The organism is Georgenia sp. G2120 (genome assembly GCF_055326485.1).
The window spans coordinates 1-16,832 of the sequence record NZ_JBUZNL010000005.1; the positions used below are offsets into that span (position 1 = coordinate 1).

At 72.1% G+C, this 16,832-nt stretch carries 15 protein-coding genes; 11 read left to right on the plus strand and 4 right to left on the minus strand.

What is annotated here, in order from left to right:
• From ACZLMO_RS07180 to ACZLMO_RS07190, 3 genes are all read right to left on the minus strand, one after another.
• The coding region (locus ACZLMO_RS07180) for a helix-turn-helix domain-containing protein (protein ID WP_463653327.1) at nucleotides 1-287 on the minus strand (287 nt) is incomplete at its 3' end.
• Between the two features lie 152 nt (nucleotides 288-439).
• Nucleotides 440-2,212 carry a glycoside hydrolase family 13 protein gene (locus ACZLMO_RS07185; protein WP_425713197.1) on the minus strand — a complete coding sequence of 591 codons (1,773 nt, stop codon included), beginning with the start codon at nucleotides 2,210-2,212 and terminating at the stop codon, nucleotides 440-442.
• Nucleotides 2,209-3,231 (minus strand): LacI family DNA-binding transcriptional regulator, encoded by a 1,023-nt coding sequence (locus ACZLMO_RS07190; RefSeq protein ID WP_425713198.1) that lies wholly within the window; start codon nucleotides 3,229-3,231, stop codon nucleotides 2,209-2,211. The genes ACZLMO_RS07185 and ACZLMO_RS07190 overlap by 4 nt, the downstream gene beginning before the upstream one ends.
• 274 nt (nucleotides 3,232-3,505) lie before the next feature.
• Between ACZLMO_RS07190 and ACZLMO_RS07195 the strand changes: the two genes are divergently transcribed.
• From ACZLMO_RS07195 to ACZLMO_RS07205, 3 genes are all read left to right on the plus strand, one after another.
• On the plus strand, nucleotides 3,506-4,867 hold the full coding sequence (locus tag ACZLMO_RS07195; protein ID WP_425713199.1) for a sugar ABC transporter substrate-binding protein: 1,362 nt from the start codon (nucleotides 3,506-3,508) through the stop codon (nucleotides 4,865-4,867).
• A 256-nt stretch (nucleotides 4,868-5,123) separates the two neighbouring features.
• Nucleotides 5,124-6,749 (plus strand): ABC transporter permease subunit, encoded by a 1,626-nt coding sequence (locus tag ACZLMO_RS07200; RefSeq protein WP_425713200.1) that lies wholly within the window; start codon nucleotides 5,124-5,126, stop codon nucleotides 6,747-6,749.
• A complete protein-coding gene (locus ACZLMO_RS07205) occupies nucleotides 6,749-7,717 on the plus strand; it encodes a sugar ABC transporter permease (protein WP_425713201.1) in 969 nt (322 codons plus the stop codon). The genes ACZLMO_RS07200 and ACZLMO_RS07205 overlap by 1 nt, the downstream gene beginning before the upstream one ends.
• A gap of 24 nt (nucleotides 7,718-7,741) precedes the next feature.
• Here the strand turns inward: ACZLMO_RS07205 and ACZLMO_RS07210 are convergent, their stop codons facing one another.
• Nucleotides 7,742-8,350: a M15 family metallopeptidase gene (locus tag ACZLMO_RS07210; protein ID WP_425713202.1), complete on the minus strand. Its 609-nt coding sequence runs from the start codon at nucleotides 8,348-8,350 to the stop codon at nucleotides 7,742-7,744.
• Nucleotides 8,351-8,436: 86 nt separating this feature from the next.
• Between ACZLMO_RS07210 and ACZLMO_RS07215 the strand changes: the two genes are divergently transcribed.
• The 8 genes from ACZLMO_RS07215 (at nucleotide 8,437) to map (ending at nucleotide 16,814) form a co-directional block, all read left to right on the plus strand.
• On the plus strand, nucleotides 8,437-9,114 hold the full coding sequence (locus ACZLMO_RS07215; RefSeq protein ID WP_425713203.1) for a response regulator transcription factor: 678 nt from the start codon (nucleotides 8,437-8,439) through the stop codon (nucleotides 9,112-9,114).
• A gap of 10 nt (nucleotides 9,115-9,124) precedes the next feature.
• Entirely contained in the window at nucleotides 9,125-10,210 is a 1,086-nt protein-coding gene (locus ACZLMO_RS07220; protein ID WP_425713204.1) for a sensor histidine kinase, read from the plus strand.
• A gap of 122 nt (nucleotides 10,211-10,332) precedes the next feature.
• The gene (locus tag ACZLMO_RS07225) at nucleotides 10,333-11,883 is read left to right on the plus strand and encodes an FGGY-family carbohydrate kinase (protein ID WP_425713205.1); all 1,551 of its coding nucleotides are present in this window, start codon (nucleotides 10,333-10,335) and stop codon (nucleotides 11,881-11,883) included.
• Between the two features lie 192 nt (nucleotides 11,884-12,075).
• Entirely contained in the window at nucleotides 12,076-13,122 is a 1,047-nt protein-coding gene (locus ACZLMO_RS07230) for a galactitol-1-phosphate 5-dehydrogenase (protein WP_425713206.1), read from the plus strand.
• Between the two features lie 52 nt (nucleotides 13,123-13,174).
• A complete protein-coding gene (locus tag ACZLMO_RS07235; RefSeq protein WP_425713207.1) occupies nucleotides 13,175-14,167 on the plus strand; it encodes a sugar-binding transcriptional regulator in 993 nt (330 codons plus the stop codon).
• On the plus strand, nucleotides 14,164-14,823 hold the full coding sequence (gene deoC / locus ACZLMO_RS07240) for a deoxyribose-phosphate aldolase (protein WP_425713208.1): 660 nt from the start codon (nucleotides 14,164-14,166) through the stop codon (nucleotides 14,821-14,823). The genes ACZLMO_RS07235 and deoC overlap by 4 nt, the downstream gene beginning before the upstream one ends.
• Before the next feature lie 162 nt (nucleotides 14,824-14,985).
• The gene (locus ACZLMO_RS07245) at nucleotides 14,986-16,029 is read left to right on the plus strand and encodes a zinc-binding dehydrogenase (RefSeq protein ID WP_463653328.1); all 1,044 of its coding nucleotides are present in this window, start codon (nucleotides 14,986-14,988) and stop codon (nucleotides 16,027-16,029) included.
• A gap of 17 nt (nucleotides 16,030-16,046) precedes the next feature.
• A complete protein-coding gene (gene map / locus ACZLMO_RS07250) occupies nucleotides 16,047-16,814 on the plus strand; it encodes a type I methionyl aminopeptidase (RefSeq protein WP_463653329.1) in 768 nt (255 codons plus the stop codon).
• The last annotated feature ends 18 nt before the right edge of the window (nucleotides 16,815-16,832 follow it).

The window sequence follows — 16,832 nt, forward strand, 5'->3', positions numbered from 1 at the left end:
GGCCTGCGGGCCCGCTTGTCGGCCCTGCGCTGCGCGTTCCGGCACGAGTACGCCCACCGGTAGGCGCCACCACGACCGGCGGGATTGGCCTGCCGGCGTCCCGCCGGGGAACGCGTCCCGGGTGTGTCCAGGTGAGCGCCCCGGTAGGAGTTATTGCGAGTGACCTCGCGCCACACCGTGGTCCGGTGACGACCGATCCGCTCAGCGATCTGCGGGAACGTCAATCGCTGACCGAACAGCGCCTCGATCTTCGCCCGCTCCTCAAGTGTCAATCTCTTCCCAGCCATCCGTACACCCTCCCAAGGCGCACGTTGCAACAACCGATTGAAACCGCCGATTGCGGTTGGGCCCCAACCGCAATCTCGACGAATCGGCCTGGTGCGTGCGCGTTCTCCGCGCGGGAAGGACGCGCACGGGTGGGCCGACGCCCCGGGCGAGGTCAGCCCTCGCGGACCGCCCAGACCGCGGTGTCGACCGGGACCGTCCCGTCCTCGCCCGCCCCCGGCTGCGAGGACAGGACCACCCGCCAGCCCTCGGGCAGACGGGCCGGAGCCCCGCCGGTGACGAGCACGACGAGGACTTCGGATCCGGAGGAAGGGCGGGAGATCAGTGCAAGGACGCCGTCGGCACCGAGCTCGCCGAGATCCTCGGCCGGTGCCACCGCGCCGTCGACTGCCGACACGCCGTTCGTGCCCACGTCGTCGCCGCGAACGATCGCGAGCGAGGCCCGGCCGAGGCCGAGCTCCCGGCGCAGGCGCAACGCCTCGCGGTACAGCTCGAGCGTCGACCCCGCCACGCCCTCCTGGCGATCGGCCGCGAGCTCGCCGAACGCCGCCGGCTGCGGGAGCCACGACCTCCCCGACGGCGAGAAGCCGTACGCCGGCGCGTCGGCCTCCCACGGCAGCGGCACGCGGCACCCGTCGCGCCCCGTCTCCTCGCCGCCCGTGCGGGCGAACGCCGGGTCCTGCCGCAGCTCGTCGGGCAGGCTCGTGTGCTCGGGCAGCCCGAGCTCCTCGCCCTGGTAGACGTACGCCGAACCGGGCAGCGCGAGCATGAGCGTCGAGACGGCGCGGGCCCGGCGCAGGCCGAGTGCGGCGTCCGGCTGCGGCTCGTCGGCGCCGATCCCGTTCGGGCCCTTCCCGGTGTCCGCGTGGGCCAGGCCGAGACGGCTGGCGTGCCGCACGACGTCGTGGTTGGACAGCACCCACGTGGACGGTGCTCCGACCAGGTCCGCCGCCGCGAGCGAGTCCCGGATCGCGTCCGCGTACAGGCCGGCGTCGTACCGGGTGGACAGGAAGTGGAAGTTGAACGCCTGGTGCATCTCGTCGGGGCGGACGTACCGGGCGAGCCGTTCGTCGTCGTCGACCCAGGCCTCGGCCACGAGGATCCGCGCGGGGGAGTACTCATCGAGGACGCGACGCCAGGACCGGTAGACCTCGTGGACGCCGTCCCGGTCCCACATCGGGGCGGGCGGCACGTCGGCGGGATCGACGTCGGACCCCGAGACCATCCGCAGGTGCCACGGCCAGTCGGGCAGGCCCTCCTGCTTGACGAGGCCGTGGGCGACGTCGACGCGGAAGCCGTCGACCCCGCGGTCGAGCCAGAACCGCAGGATCGACTCGAACTCCTCCCTGACCTCGGTGTTCTCCCAGTCGAGGTCGGGCTGGCTCGAGTCGAACAGGTGGAGGTACCAGTCGGGGTCGTCCGACCAGGCGGAGCCCGGCGCGTCCGCCCGGTCACGCACGCGGGTCCACGCGATCCCGCCGAACACCGAGGTCCAGTCGTTCGGCGGCAGCTCGCCGCCCTCGCCAGAACCCGGACGGAACAGGTACCGCGCCCGCTCCGGCGATCCGGGCCCGGCGGCGAGGGCCTCGCGGAACCAGACGTGCTGGTCGGAGGTGTGGTTGGGGACGAGATCGACGACCACCCGCAGCCCGAGCTCGTGGGCCCGCGCGACGAGCGCCTCGGCGTCGGCGAGCGTCCCGAGGAGCGGGTCGACGTCCCGGTAGTCGGCGACGTCGTACCCCGCGTCCTTCTGGGGCGAGCGGTAGAACGGGGAGAGCCACAGCGCGTCGACGCCGAGGTCGGCGAGGTGCCCCAGCCGCGCCGTGATGCCCGGCAGGTCGCCCACGCCGTCCCCGCTCGCGTCCGCGAACGAGCGCGGGTAGACCTGGTAGACGACGGCGTCGCGCCACCAGTCCTCGGCGGTCACTCGGCCGCCTCGAGCCGCGCCGCACCGGTCGAGCGGCGCACGACGAGCTCGGGCACGAAGGTCAGCTCGGCGGGGCTCGGCGAGCCGCCCCTGATCATGGCGACGAGGGTGGACACCGCGGCCTGGCACATCGCCGGCACGGGCTGACGGACGGTCGTCAGCGGCGGGTCGCTGAACGCCATGAGCGGCGAGTCGTCGTACCCGACGACCGAGACGTCCTCCGGGACGCCCAGGCCGGCCGCCCGGACCGCCCGCACGACGCCGAGCGCCATGAGGTCCGACGCGGTGACGATCCCGGTGCACCCTGCCTCGAGGAGCTCGAACCCGGCCGCCCGGCCGCCCTCCACCGTGAACAGGGTCGAGACCGTGGGTGGCTCGGCGTCCTCGAGGTAGCGCGACGTCGCGGCCCCGAACGCCTCGACCTTGCGGGCCACGGGCACGAACCGGGTGGGTCCGACGGCGAGTCCGATCCGGCGGTGCCCCTGCGCGGCCAGGTGGCGCACGGCGAGGTCCATCGCGTCGGCGTCGTCGGCGGCGAACGCGGGTGCGGCGATGTCCGGGTTCGTGCCGTTGACGAGGACGAACGGGATGCGACGGTCGATGAGCCGGTGGTAGCGCGACGGGTCCGCGGACGTGTCGGCGTGCAGGCCCGAGACGAAGATGATGCCGTCGACGTCGTGCTCGAGGAGCATCTCGACGTAGTCGTCCTCGGTGGTCCCGCCGGGGGACTGGGTGCACAGCAGCGGGGTGAGGTCCGAGCTGCTCAGCAGGGTCTCGATCTGCTGGGCGAACGCCGGGAAGATCGGGTTCGACAGCTCGGGGACGATGAGGCCGACGAGCCCGGCCGCACGCTGGCGCAGGCTCGAGGGCCGCTCGTACCCGAGCACGTCGAGCGCGGCGAGGACCTCGCGGCGGGTCGGCTCGGCCACCCCCGGGCGGCCGTTGAGCACCCGGGAGACGGTGGCGGTGGAGACCCCCGCCTGGTCGGCCAGGTCGGTCAGCCGGGTCCGCCCGCTCACGGTGCGTCCGTCGTCGTCGTGGAGAGAGTCGGTGGTCCCGGTACGTGGGTCCGCCGGCTGATGGGGAAGGGCATCGTGCGCTCCTCGTCGAGCGTCCCGCTCGCACGGTCGTGGTGGCTGTGGTGCAACAGCTCCGTCATGAGATCTGAAAGTTACTGCAAGTGCTTGCAGATTGCCAGTCGGCTGCGTACTGTCTGCCTCGTCCCGCGAGGTGCACAGCGATGAGCACGTCCGCGGGAACGTCCCCGTCACCTTCGAACACCTGGAGACACAGATGCGACGGAGCATCACCACCCTTGCCGCGACCGCAGCCGTGGCCCTCACCCTTGCCGCCTGCGGCGGGGGCGACGACGAGTCGAGCGACACCGAGGAGGAGACCTCCGAGGAGACCTCGGAGGAGACCGGCTCCGACGACGCCGAGTCCGGGTCGGACGAGGCCGAGTCCGGCGAGAGCGAGTCCGGCGCCGCTGGCGAGGACGAGGTCGCCGAGGCCGGCGCCGTCACCCCCAACGAGGAGGGCACCCTCGTGGTGTGGGTCGACGAGACCCGCCAGGCCGCCGTCGAGGAGGCTGCCGTGGCCTTCGAGGAGGAGACCGGCGTCGAGGTGCAGACCGTGCTGCGCAACTTCGAGGACATCCGCACCGACTTCGTCACCCAGGTCCCCACCGGGGAGGGCCCGGACATCACCGTCGGCGCGCACGACTGGCTCGGCGAGCTCACCGTCAACGGCGTCGTCGCCCCGCTCGAGCTGACCAACGCCGACGACTTCGAGCAGGTCGCGATCGACGCCGTCACCTACGACGGCCAGATCTACGGCCTGCCCTTCGCCATCGAGAACATCGCCCTCATCCGCAACACCGAGCTCGCCCCCGAGGCCCCGGCCACCTGGGACGACGCCCTGGCCGCCGGCGAGGAGGCGGGCACCGAGTTCCCGATCCTCATCCAGTCCGACGGCGAGAACGGCGACCCGTACACCTTCTACCCGCTGCAGACCTCCTTCGGTGCGCCGGTCTTCGTCACCGACGAGGAGGGTGCGTACACCGAGGAGCTGGGCCTGGGCGGCGAGGGTGGGGCGGCCTTCGCCCAGTGGCTGGCCGAGCAGGGCGAGAACGGCACCGGCGCCCTGGACACCAACATCACGTACGACATCGCGGTGGAGGCCTTCGCCAACGGCGAGTCGCCGTTCATCATCGGTGGCCCCTGGATGCTCGCCTCCTTCGAGGACATCGATGTCGCCATCGACCCGATCCCGGCGCCCGGCCCCGAGGCGGCGGTGCCCTTCGCCGGCGTGCAGGCCTTCTTCGTCAACGCGCAGTCGCCCGACGCGCTCATCGCCAACGACTTCCTCGTCAACTTCATGTCCACCGAGGAGGCGCAGACCTCGCTGTTCGAGACCGGCGACCGCGTCCCGGCGCTGACCGTGGCGGCCGACGCGGCCGCGGAGGACGAGATCGTGGCCGGCTTCCGCGAGGTCGGCGCCGAGGCCGCGCCGATGCCCGCGCTGCCCGCCATGGGTCAGGTCTGGCAGTTCTGGGGCGTGACCGAGGGCGGCATCATCTCCGGCGCCGAGGACGACCCGGCCGGTGCCTGGGAAGCCATGGTCGCCGACATCCAGGGCGCCATCGACGCCGGCTGACGTCCAGCCACCCGCCCGGGGCGGCCGCCTGCCGAGGCGGTCGCCCCGGGCCTCGCGCCCTCGACGGTCGGGCCCGCCGACCTCGGGGGAGCGCGAGCGGCAGGACCCGCAGCACCGCCGGCACACCCCGGTCCCGCAGGACCACCAGGTGCCGCAGCACATCCAACCCCGCAGGCCCCCCGCCGGGCGGTCGTGAGAGCACCCGATCCCACCCGGCGCCACACGACGACGTGCCACGTTCCGAGAAAGGACGTCCATGACCACGACCGACATGCCGCCGGCGACGCAGCCGCCGGCATCCAGCGGCGGCCGGACGCGCCCCGCCCGCGGGGGTGACGTCAACGGCTGGTTCTTCGTCAAGCTCGTGCTCGTCGCGCTGGTCGACGCCCTCGGCGTGACGATCCTCTTCCAGGCCTGGAACAACGACTCGTGGTGGCTCTTCGGCGGGACCCTCGTCATCCTCGCCGCCGTCAACTGGGTCTACTTCTCGCGGCGCACGGTGCCGATGAAGTACCTGCTGCCGGGCCTGATCTTCCTGGCCGTGTACCAGATCTTCACGATCGTCTACACGGGCTACGTCTCCTTCACCAACTACGGCGACGGCCACAACCTCACCAAGCCCGAGGCTGTCGAGCAGCTGCTCGCCCAGAACGAGCGCACGCTGCCCGACGCCACGCGCTACCCCGTCGTCGTCGTCGAGCGCGAGGGGGTCGACGGCGCCGAGCTCGGCCTGGCGATCCTCGACGAGTCCGACGGCACCGTGCGAGTCGGCTACGCCGAGGAGCCGCTCGTCGACGCGCCGGACGCGGTGGTCGAGGACGGCCGGATCACCTCCGTGCCGGACGTCACCGTGCTCCAGCAGGCCGACATCTACCAGCGTCCCCAGGAGGTCGCGGAGCTGCGGGTGCCCTTCTCCGAGGACCCCAACGACGGCTCCCTGCGCACCACCGACGGCCGCTCGGCCGCCCAGGCCACCTCCCGGCTCGTCTACGACGAGGACGCGGACGTGATGACGAACGTCGAGACCGGCGTCGAGTACCGGCCGAACGACCGCGGCAGCTTCGTCTCCGAGGACGGCGAGGCGCTCAACGTGGGCTGGCGGGTGTTCGTCGGGCCGGAGAACTACGTCGACGCCTTCGCCGACTCGCGCTACTCCGGCCCGCTGCTGCAGGTGCTCCTGTGGACGATGGCGTTCGCATTCCTCTCGGTCGTGACGACCTTCCTGCTGGGCCTGTTCCTCGCCGTCGTCTTCAACGACGCCCGGCTCAAGGGCCAGAAGATCTACCGGACCCTGCTCATCCTCCCGTACGCGTTCCCTGGGTTCCTTGCCGCCCTGCTGTGGGCGGGCCTGCTCAACGAGCGGTTCGGGTTCATCAACAACGTCGTGTTCTTCGGGGCCGACATCCCGTGGTTGACCGACCCGTGGCTGGCCAAGCTCTCCGTCCTGCTGGTCAACCTCTGGCTGGGCTTCCCCTACATGTTCCTCATCTGCACCTCGGCGCTGCAGTCGATCCCCGGAGACGTCAAGGAGGCCGCGCGCATCGACGGCGCCGGCGTGCTCCAGCAGTTCCGCTCGATCACGATGCCGCTGGTGCTGGTGGCCACCGCGCCGCTGCTCATCGCGTCCTTCGCCTTCAACTTCAACAACTTCAACCTCATCTACATGCTCACCGGCGGCGGGCCGCGGATGGACTCGGCCAGCGTCCCCGTCGGGCACACCGACATCCTCATCTCGATGGTCTACAACATCGCCGGCATCGACGGCAGCTCGCAGAAGGACTACGGGCTGGCCTCGGCGCTGTCGATCCTCATCTTCATCATCGTCGCCGCGGTCTCCGTCATCGGCTTCCGTCAGGCGCGCAAGCTGGAGGAGTACAACTGATGTCCGCCACCCCCTCCAGCCCCGCCGACGGCGCGGGCCGCGATGCCGCGACGACCACCGGCGCCGGCCGGGCCACCGACCGGAAGGGGCAGGAGCTCCCGCCCCAGCCGAGGATGGCGTTCGGCCGCTGGTTCGCCGAGCTGGGCATCCGCCACGTCATCGGGATCGTGTTCGTCATCTACGCCGCGTTCCCCATCGTCTACGTCATCTCGGCGTCGCTGGCCGGGCAGGGGGCCACGCTCACCGGGTCGAACTCGCTGTTCACGTCGTTCGACGTCGGCAGCTACTCCCAGCTCAGCGACACCACCCTGTACTGGACCTGGTTCCGCAACACCATGTTCATCGGGCTCTCGACGGCGATCGGCACCGTGGTCATGGCCGCTGCGGCCGCCTACGCCTTCTCCCGGTTCCGGTTCAAGGGGCACGCGTTCGGTCTCAACACGCTCCTCGTGCTGCAGATGTTCCCCCAGCTGCTCGCCTTCGTCGCGATCTTCCTGCTGCTGCTCTCGATCGGGGAGGTCGTGCCCTCGCTCGGGCTCAACTCCCGGATCGGACTCATCTGCGTCTACCTCGGCGGGGCCCTGGGGACGAACACCTTCCTCATGTACGGGTTCTTCAACACCGTGCCCAAGGAGCTCGACGAGGCCGCGAAGATCGACGGCGCCAGCCACGCCCGCATCTACTGGACGATCATCCTGCGCATGGTCGCGCCGGTGCTCGCGGTGGTCGGGCTGCTCTCCTTCGTCTCGACCTTCTCCGACTTCGTTATCGCTCGCGTGGTGCTGCAGTCCGAGCAGAACTGGACCCTGGCGCTCGGGCTGTACCAGATGGTCTCCTCGCTGACGAACCAGAACTGGGGCATGTTCGCCGCCGGCGCCGTCATCGCCGCGGTCCCGGTCCTGCTGCTGTTCCTCTTCCTCCAGCGCTACATCGTCGGCGGCCTCACGGCCGGTTCCGTCAAGGGGTAGCGCGGCGAGCGAGGTCGCAGACGATCAGGGCCGTAGCCGGGGGTCGTGCGTCGGGTCGAGGTACTGCGCCGGGCAGCCGTCGTCGATCGCCTCGGGGAGGTACTCGATGTGCCACGGCTCGTTCGCATAGGTCTGGCAGAGGCCGTAGGCGGCGCCCCGGTCGTGGTCGGCGAGCCAGAGATAGGCGGCCATGCCGCCGATGTCGACCGCGTTCCCGGAGACGTGCGCGGACGTGTCCGGGCCGGCGACCCATCGGGCGGCCTCCGCGCGCGACCCGTACTCGGCCACGGCGTCGTCGAGCAGCCGGGTCTGGATCTGGGCTGACCGCCACCCGCTCGTGACGACGATCGAGACGTCGTCACCCCGAGCGTCCTCCGTCGCCTCCTGCACGGCCGCCCGCAGCGCGGGGTCGAGGCGGCTGATTCCGGGGAGCTCCTCGTCGAACGCGGTCGTGCCGTCGGGGAGAACGCCGTGCGCCGAGTCGTCGACGTCGAACGGCGACGGCTGCCCGCCGACCAGCGGGGACGACGAGAGCAGCAGGGAGGCGACGACGCCGAGAGCACCGACGAGCAGCAGCGCCACGGCTCCGCCGCGGAGCAGCCGGGCATGAACTGGCGTGGTGTGATCGTTCATGCCCCCAGTGCAGGCGAGGGCGTGTTGCCGGGCCGTCTGCGTTTCTCGATACGTCGTCGATATCCGTCGGCGCGTAGCCTCCAGGCATGCGGGTGCTGGTGCTGGAGGACGAGCCGTTGCTGGCGGAGGCGGTCCGCGACGGGTTGCGCCTCGAGTCGATCGCCGCCGACATCGCGAACGACGGCCATGCCGCGCTGGACCTGCTGGGTGTCAACGAGTACGACCTGGCGATCCTCGACCGGGACGTCCCGGGAGCGTCGGGCGACGAGGTCGCCGAGCGGATCATCCGGTCCGGGGCGGACGTCCCGATCCTCATGCTCACGGCCGCGGACCGGATCGACGACAAGGCGTCGGGCTTCCGGCTGGGCGCGGACGACTATCTGACGAAACCGTTCGCGTTCGAGGAGCTCGTGCTGAGGATCCGGGCGCTCGACCGGCGGCGGGCGCGGAGGCGGCCACCGGTCCGGGAGCTGGCCGGCCTCACGGTCGACCCGTTCCGGCGTGAGGTGTACCGGGACGGTCGCTACATCGCTCTGACCAGGAAACAGTTCGCCGTGCTCGACGTCCTGGTCGCGGCGGACGGCGGGGTGGTCAGTGCCGAGGATCTGCTCGAGCGCGCGTGGGACCAGCACGCCGACCCGTTCACCAACGCGGTGCGGATCACGGTCTCGGGCCTGCGCAAGCGTCTCGGCGAACCATCGCCGATCCATACCGTGCCGGGCGTCGGTTACCGGATCGGCGCCATCCCGGACGGCCCGAGCTGAGGACCGGGGTGTGAGCTCACGCTGGAAGCTGACCCTCAGCTACGCCGGGTTCCTCATGGTGGCCGGCGTCCTGCTGCTCGCCGTCGTGTGGGTGTTCCTCCTGCGGTACGTCCCGGACTCGACGATCGACACCCGGGGCGGATTCGTCCCGAACCGGTCCGACCTGCTCGAGGCCTTCGTCCCCCCGACGGTCGTCGTGCTCGTCCTCCTCCTCACCCTGGGTCCGGCCGGGGGATGGCTGCTCGCCGGCCGCATGCTCTCGCCGCTCGAGCGGATCACGCGGGCCACGAGGATCGCGTCCACGGGCGCGCTCGACCACCGCGTCGACATGTCGGACCGGACCGACGAGTTCGGCGAGCTCGCTGACTCGTTCGACCACATGCTCGAACGGGTCGAGGCCCGGGTCGAGGAGCAGAGGCGCTTCGCCGCCAACGCCTCCCACGAGCTTCGTACCCCGCTCGCCGTCATGCAGACGATCATCGACGTCGCAGCGAAAGCACCCGACAAGAACCCCGCCGCCACACTTGCCCGGCTGAGGGCGACCAATGCGCGCGCCGTCGAGCTCGTCGAGGCTCTCCTCCTGCTCGACCGGTCCGGACACCCCCTCACCCGACATGAGGAGGTCGACCTCTCGCTGCTCCTCGACGAGGCCGTCGAGAGCCTGCTGCCCCTGGCGGAGCAGCACGGCGTGACGATCGAGATCGACGCGTCGCCGTCTCTCGCCGAGGGCTCCGAGCCGCTGCTGCGGCAGATGATGACGAACCTCCTGCACAACGCCGTGGTGCACAACGTCGCGGACGGAGGCCGCGTCTGGGCGACCACCGTGGGCGCCGCCGACCGCGCGACCGTGACGATCGCCAACACCGGGGGCGCGGTCGGTCCCGGGACCGTGCACCGACTCACCGAACCGTTCCTCAAGGGCGCGGGCCGGACCCGCCTGGACGAGCGCACCGGCAACGGCCTGGGTCTGTCGATCGTGGAACGGATCGTCGACGCGCACGCCGGCACGCTCGTCCTGGCCCCGCGAGCCGACGGCGGGCTCGAGGTGCGGACCGAGCTCCCGCCCGCGCGAGGGCGAGACGTGGTGCTCATGTGAGCGAAACCGGCGAGCGCGTTGCGCGCATGCGCGCTGTCTTGGCAGTCTGATCGGACCAGCGCACCGGTCGCCCGCAGGCGTCCCGCAGCGTGCGCACACCCCCGAGAACATGGGAGTTCCCGATGACTGACGGTCCGTTCCTGCTGGGCATCGACATGGGCACCGGCGGCGCCCGCGCCGGCATCTTCGACGCCGCCGGAGGCCTCAAGGGCGTCGCCTCCACCGAGTGGAAGACCTCGTTCCCGCGGCCCGGCCGCGCCGAGCAGGACCCCGACGCCTGGTGGTCGGCGATCGTCACGTCCGTGCGCGGCGCGCTCGAGCAGGCGAAGGTGCCGGCCGACGCGATCGCGGGCATCTCGGTGGATGCGACGAGCGCCACCGTCGTCGCCACGACCAAGGACGGCCAGCACCTGCGCCCGGCGCTGCTGTGGATGGACGTCCGCGCCGCCGACGAGTCCGAGGCGCTCGCCCGCGCCGAGGACCCGGCGCTCAAGTACTCCGGCCACGGCGCCGTATCCGCCGAGTGGGGCACGCCGAAGTCGATGTGGCTGAAGAAGAACGAGCCCGAGATCTTCGCGAAGGCCGACCTCCTCGTCGACTGCACCGACTGGCTCGTCCACCGGCTCACCGGCGAGTGGACGATGTCCCTCAACCACGCGGCCGGCAAGTACTTCTACGACACCTCCGTCGGCGGCTGGCCCACCTCGCTGTACGAGAAGGTCGGCGGCGCGGACATCCTCGAGAAGTTCCCCGAGCGCGTGCTCCCGGTCGGCACCACGGTGGGCGGGCTGCGCCCGCAGATCGCCGAGGAGCTGGGCCTCGCCGCCGGTACCCCGGTCGCCGAGGGTGCGATCGACGCCTACGCGGGAGCGATCGGGCTCGGCGTCGTCGAGCCCGGCAAGATGGCGCTCATCACCGGGTCGAGCCACGTGATGATCGGCCAGTCCCCGGTCCCGTTGCACGCCAAGGGCCTGTGGGGCTCGTACACCGACGCCGTCATCCCGGGCGAGTGGACGGTCGAGGCCGGGCAGGTCTCGACCGGCTCCGTCGTCGCGTGGTTCCGCGACCACCTCGCGCGCAGCGCGAACGAGCGCGCGGCGAAGGAGAACCGCCCGGCCTACGAGATCCTCGACGAGCTCGCCGCCGAGGTCCCGATCGGGTCCGACGGTCTCGTGCTCCTCGACCACTTCCAGGGCAACCGCTCGCCGTACTCCGACCCGCGCTCGCGCGGCGTCTTCTGGGGCCTCACGCTCGGCCACACCGAGGGCCACATGTTCCGCGCAATCCTCGAGGGCATCTGCTTCGGCACCGAGAATATCTTCCGCACGATGCGGGACAACGGCTTCCCGCCGAAGGAGGTCGTCGTCTCCGGCGGCCCGACGAAGAGCCGGTTCTGGATGCAGATGCACGCCGACGTCTCCAACCTCCCGATCACGTTCACCGACGTGAGCGAGGGCCCGCTGCTGGGCTCGGCGATGATGGCCGCCGTCGGCGCGGGCGTCCACGCCGACCTGCCCACGGCCGCACGGGAGATGGTGCGCACCGTCGAGGTCATCGAGCCCGACGCCGAGGCGCACGAGGCGTACCAGTACAACTTCGACGCATACGTCCAGACCTACGACGCGATGCGGGACCTGACCAACGCCATGTCCCGGCACGTCGACGAGGCCTGACCCGCCGGGTGGCGCGCCTCCCGGGAGGGGCGGCGCGCCACCCGCCGGCCGGGCGGTACGCGCCAGGAACCTGTCACGCGCAAGCAACCGACTCGCGCCTGGGACCGCCACGCACCACCGACCGCCACGCACTACACGGCGGCGCCGCACCCGCGGCCCCGCCCGAGCACCAGAAGGGATCACGAGCTCCACATGACCGAGAAGATGAAGGCCGTCCAGCTCCACGCCGTCGGGGACGTTCGGCTGGAGGAGGTCGAGAAGCCCACGCCGGGTCCCGGCGAGGCGCTGCTCAAGGTCGCCGCGTGCGGCGTGTGCGGGTCCGACCTGGACCGCATGTTCAAGAAGGGCGCGCACAAGCTCCCGCTCATCTGCGGTCACGAGTTCTCCGCCTGGGTCGAGGAGATCGGCGAGGGCGTCACCGAGGTGGCCGTCGGTGACCTCGTCACCGTCCCCCCGATGCTCCCGTGCTTCGAGTGCGGCCCCTGTGTGGCCGGGCACTACAGCCTGTGCGAGGACTACGACTACTACGGCTCCCGCCGCCACGGCGCCTACGCCGAGTACGTCGCCGGCCCGGCGAAGCTGCTCCTCAAGGTGCCCGCCGACCTCGACCCTCGGGCGGCCGCCATGGTCGACCCCTCGGCGATCGCCCTGCACGCCCTGCTGCGCACGAAGCTCGCCCCGGGCAAGCGCGTCGCGGTCGTCGGCGCGGGTGGCCCCATCGGCCTGTTCGCGATCCAGTGGGCGCGCCTCGGCGGCGCGCTCGACGTCCTCGCGGTCGACGTCTCGCCCGAGAAGGCGGAGCTGGCCCGCGAGGCGGGCGCCACCACCACCGCGACGACGCCGGAGGCGGCCGCCGAGGCGGCCGGGCTCGGCTACGACATCGTGGTCGAGTGCTCCGGCAACCCGATCGCCGAGAACCAGGCCGTCGGGCTCGCCGCCCGCCACGGCGAGGTCGTGCTCATCGGAATCCCCAACGCCGACGTGACGATCAGCGACAAGAACTGGGCCCGGATGATGCGGCTCGAGATCGACATCAAGGGCTCGTGGAACTCGTTCTCGGCGCCGTTTCCCGGCACCGAGTGGACGACCACGGTCGAGGCCATGCACCAGGGCCTGCTCAAGTGGGAGTTCATGATCACGCACGAGCTGCCGCTGGAGAAGGTGGGCGAGACGATCGAGGCGATGTACAAGCGCACGATCCACAGCTCGAAGGTCCTCTTCCTTCCCCACGGCGCCTGAGCCGGCAGGGACGACGCGGAGGTGACGGTGAGAACCGACCGGGACGGCGACCGTGCGCGGTGACGACGAGGAGCGCGACCTCCTCCTGCTGCGGGTGGCCACGCTCTACCACGAGCAGGAGCTGACGCAGCAGGAGGTGGCCGAGCGGCTGCACCTCACCCGCTGGCAGGTCGGCCGCCTCCTCCAGGAGGCGCGCCGCACCGGCATCGTCCGCATCGAGATCGTCCACCCCCGCGCGCGCTCGCACGCGCTGGAGGCCGAGCTCGTCGCCCGCACCGGCCTCACCGCGGCCGTCGTCGTCCCGGCCGAGCGCGAGCCGGTGGCCACCCGCCGCCGGGTCGCGGCGGCCGCCGGCGAGCTGCTCGCCGACCTCAAGGAGTCGCCGGCCACGCTGGCGGTCTCCTGGGGCCGCACGATGGTCGACCTCGTCGAGCAGATCCCGCCGTCCTGGGCGGACGGCACCGTGGTGGTGCAGGCGAACGCCGGCCTGCCCCTGCCCGGGGCGAGCAACCCCGGCCAGGTGGTCGCCGAGCTGGCCCGACAGGCGCGGGGCACCGCGGTCTTCCTCCAGGCCCCGGCGATCGTCGACTCGCCGGACCTGGCCGCCACGCTCATGAGCGACGGGTCGGTCCGCCGCGTCCTCGACCAGGCCCGCGAGGCGGACGCCCTGCTGTTCTCGCTCGGCGAGCCGGTCGGCACGTCGGTCCTCGTCGAGGCCGGCTACCTCAGCCACGCTGAGGTCGACCGCCTCGTCACCCGGGGCGCGGTCGGCGACGTCCTCGGCCGCTACATCGACGCGGAGGGGCGCCCGGCGGACCCCTCGATCGACGCGCGCACCGTGGGCCTCACGCTTGACGAGGTCCGCTCCGCGCGGCTGCCGATCGCCGTCGCCGCGGGCGTGGCGAAGACCCCGGCCGCGCTCGCCGCCGTCACCCACGGGCTGTGCGACATCCTCGTCACCGACGAGGAGCTCGCCGCCGGCCTGCTCGACTCACTCCCGGACACCCACGCACGACCACCCCGAACGACAAGGAGCACGTCATGACCGCTCGTACCCGCACCGAGGTCGCCCAGCTCGTCGACCACACCCTGCTCAAGCCGGAGTCCACGCCCGACGACGTCGCCGCCCTCGTGCGCGAGGCCGCCGAGCTCGGCGCCTACTCCGTGTGCGTCTCGCCCAACCTCGTCCCGCTCGACGTGCCCGAGAGCGTGAAGCTCGCCGTCGTGTGCGGCTTCCCGTCCGGTGCGCACGCCGCCGAGGTCAAGGCGGCGGAGGCCGCGCGCTCCGCGGCCGACGGGGTCGACGAGATCGACATGGTCATCAACCTGGCCCTCGCGCTGACCGGCCGCTACGACGAGACCGAGGCCGAGATCCGCGCCGTGCGCGACGCCGCCCCGGGCGTCGTCCTCAAGGTCATCATCGAGTCCGCCGCACTGACCGACGAGCAGATAGTCGCCGTGTGCGAGGCCGCCGAGCGCGCGGGCGCCGACTTCGTCAAGACCTCGACCGGGTTCCACAAGGCCGGCGGCGCCACGGTCGAGGCCGTCGCCCTCATGGCCCGGACCGTCGGCGGCCGCCTCGGCGTCAAGGCGTCGGGCGGCATCCGCGACACCGAGAAGGCCCTCGCGATGATCGAGGCCGGGGCCACCCGCCTCGGGCTGTCCGGCACGGCCGCCGTCCTCGACGGCCTCGCAGGCTGACGTCCGCCCCCTGACGTCCATCCCCTGACGGGCTGAGCCCCGTCCCCCGACGGGCTGTCCGGCTGCTGCGTGAGGCGCGGCGGCCGGACGGCCTTCCCACGGACGGCGCGCGACGTCGTCGATACCCACCGGCCGCACCGGCCACCGCGAGAGGATGTGCGCATGCTGGCGTACGAGCACCAGGCCGACGGCGCGATGGCTCTCGTCGAGCGGCCCGTCCCGGTCGCGGCCGAGGGCGAGGTGACGATCGACGTCGCCGCCACCGGCGTGTGCGGGACCGACCTCAAGATCGCCCGCGGCGAGCACCGCATGTACCCCGCGGGGACCGTGCGCGTGCCTGGCCACGAGGTCGTCGGCCACGTCCGGGAGAACCGGTCGGAGGACCCGCGGCTCGCTCCCGGCACGCTCGTCGCCCTCGCGCCCAACGTCGGGTGCGGCACCTGCCACGCCTGCACGGCCGGCCGCAGCAACCTGTGCACCGACTACGCCGGCGTCGGCCTCACCTTCGACGGCGGGTTCGCCGAGGTCGTGCGCGTGCCCGCGCGGGGCGTGGCGGCCGGCAACGTCCTGCCCGTCGCCGACGGGCTCGAGGCGCTCGACGTCGTCATGACCGAGCCGGTGGCGGCGGTCGTGCGGGGCCTGCGTCTCCTCGACCCCGGGCCGGGGGACACCGTCCTTGTCTGCGGCGCGGGCCCGATCGGCCTCACCGCCCTCCTTCTCGCACGGATGCGCGGGGTCGAGCAGGTGATCGTCAGCCAGACCTCCGCGCCGCGGCGCGAGCTCGCCGCCCGGCTCGGGGCGGACCACACGATCAACCCTCGGGCCGAGGACCTCACCGAACGGGTCCTGGAGCTGACGGACGGGCGCGGCGCGGACTGCGTCGTCGTCGCAACCCCGGTGGCCGCCGTGTTCGGCGACGCCCTGCGCGTCGCCGCCCTCGGCGGGCGGGTCAACTTCTTCGCCGGCCTGCCCTCGGGGAAGGGCGAGATCACCCTCGACGCCAACCTCGTCCACTACCGCGAGCTCATGGTCACCGGCTCCACCGCGAACACCCCCGAGGACAACGCGGAGGCCCTCGCGATCGTCTCCTCCGATCCTCAGCGCTTCCGCCGCCTCGTCACCGACCGGGTCCCGCTCGCCGACGCCCCGGCGGGGTTCGCCCGCGCCGCCGCGGGGGAGACCCTCAAGCTCGTCCTCGAGCCGTAGCGCGCGACAATGACCGCATGATCGAGATCCTCAGTCCGGCCGAGATCGCCCGCGGGCGGATCACCGGGGCCGTCGTCGCCAACATCCTCGCCACCGTCCGTGAGCAGACGGTCCCGGGGACCAACCTCCTCGAGATCGACGGATGGGCCCGCGAGCTGATCGAGCGGGCCGGCGCCACGTCCTGCTACGTCGACTACGCGCCGTCGTTCGGCCGCGGCCCGTTCGGGCACTACATCTGCACCGCCGTCAACGACGCCGTGCTGCACGGGCTGCCACACGACGCGGAGCTCGCCGAGGGGGATCTCCTCACCCTCGACCTCGCCGTGGTCAAGGACGGCGTCGCCGCCGACGCGGCGATCAGCTTCGTGGTCGGAGAGGTGGCGCACGAGGAGAGCGACCGCCTCATCGACGCCACGCGCCGCGCGCTCGACGCCGGCATCGCGGCGGCCGGCCCCGGCGCGCGGATCGGCGACCTGTCCCATGCGATCGGCACCGTGCTCGCGGATGCCGGCTTCCCCGTCAACACCCAGTTCGGCGGCCACGGCATCGGCTCGACCATGCACCAGGACCCGCACGTGCCGAACACCGGCCGCCGGGGCCGGGGCTTCCCGCTGCGGCCCGGCCTCATGCTCGCCCTCGAGCCGTGGGTCATGGCGGACACCGACGAGCTCGCGATGGACGACGACGGGTGGACCCTGCGCAGCGCGACCGGCTGCCGCACCGCCCACACCGAGCACACGATCGCCGTCACCGAGGACGGCGTCCAGATCCTCACCCTGCCCTGAGGGCGGGGCCCGACCCTG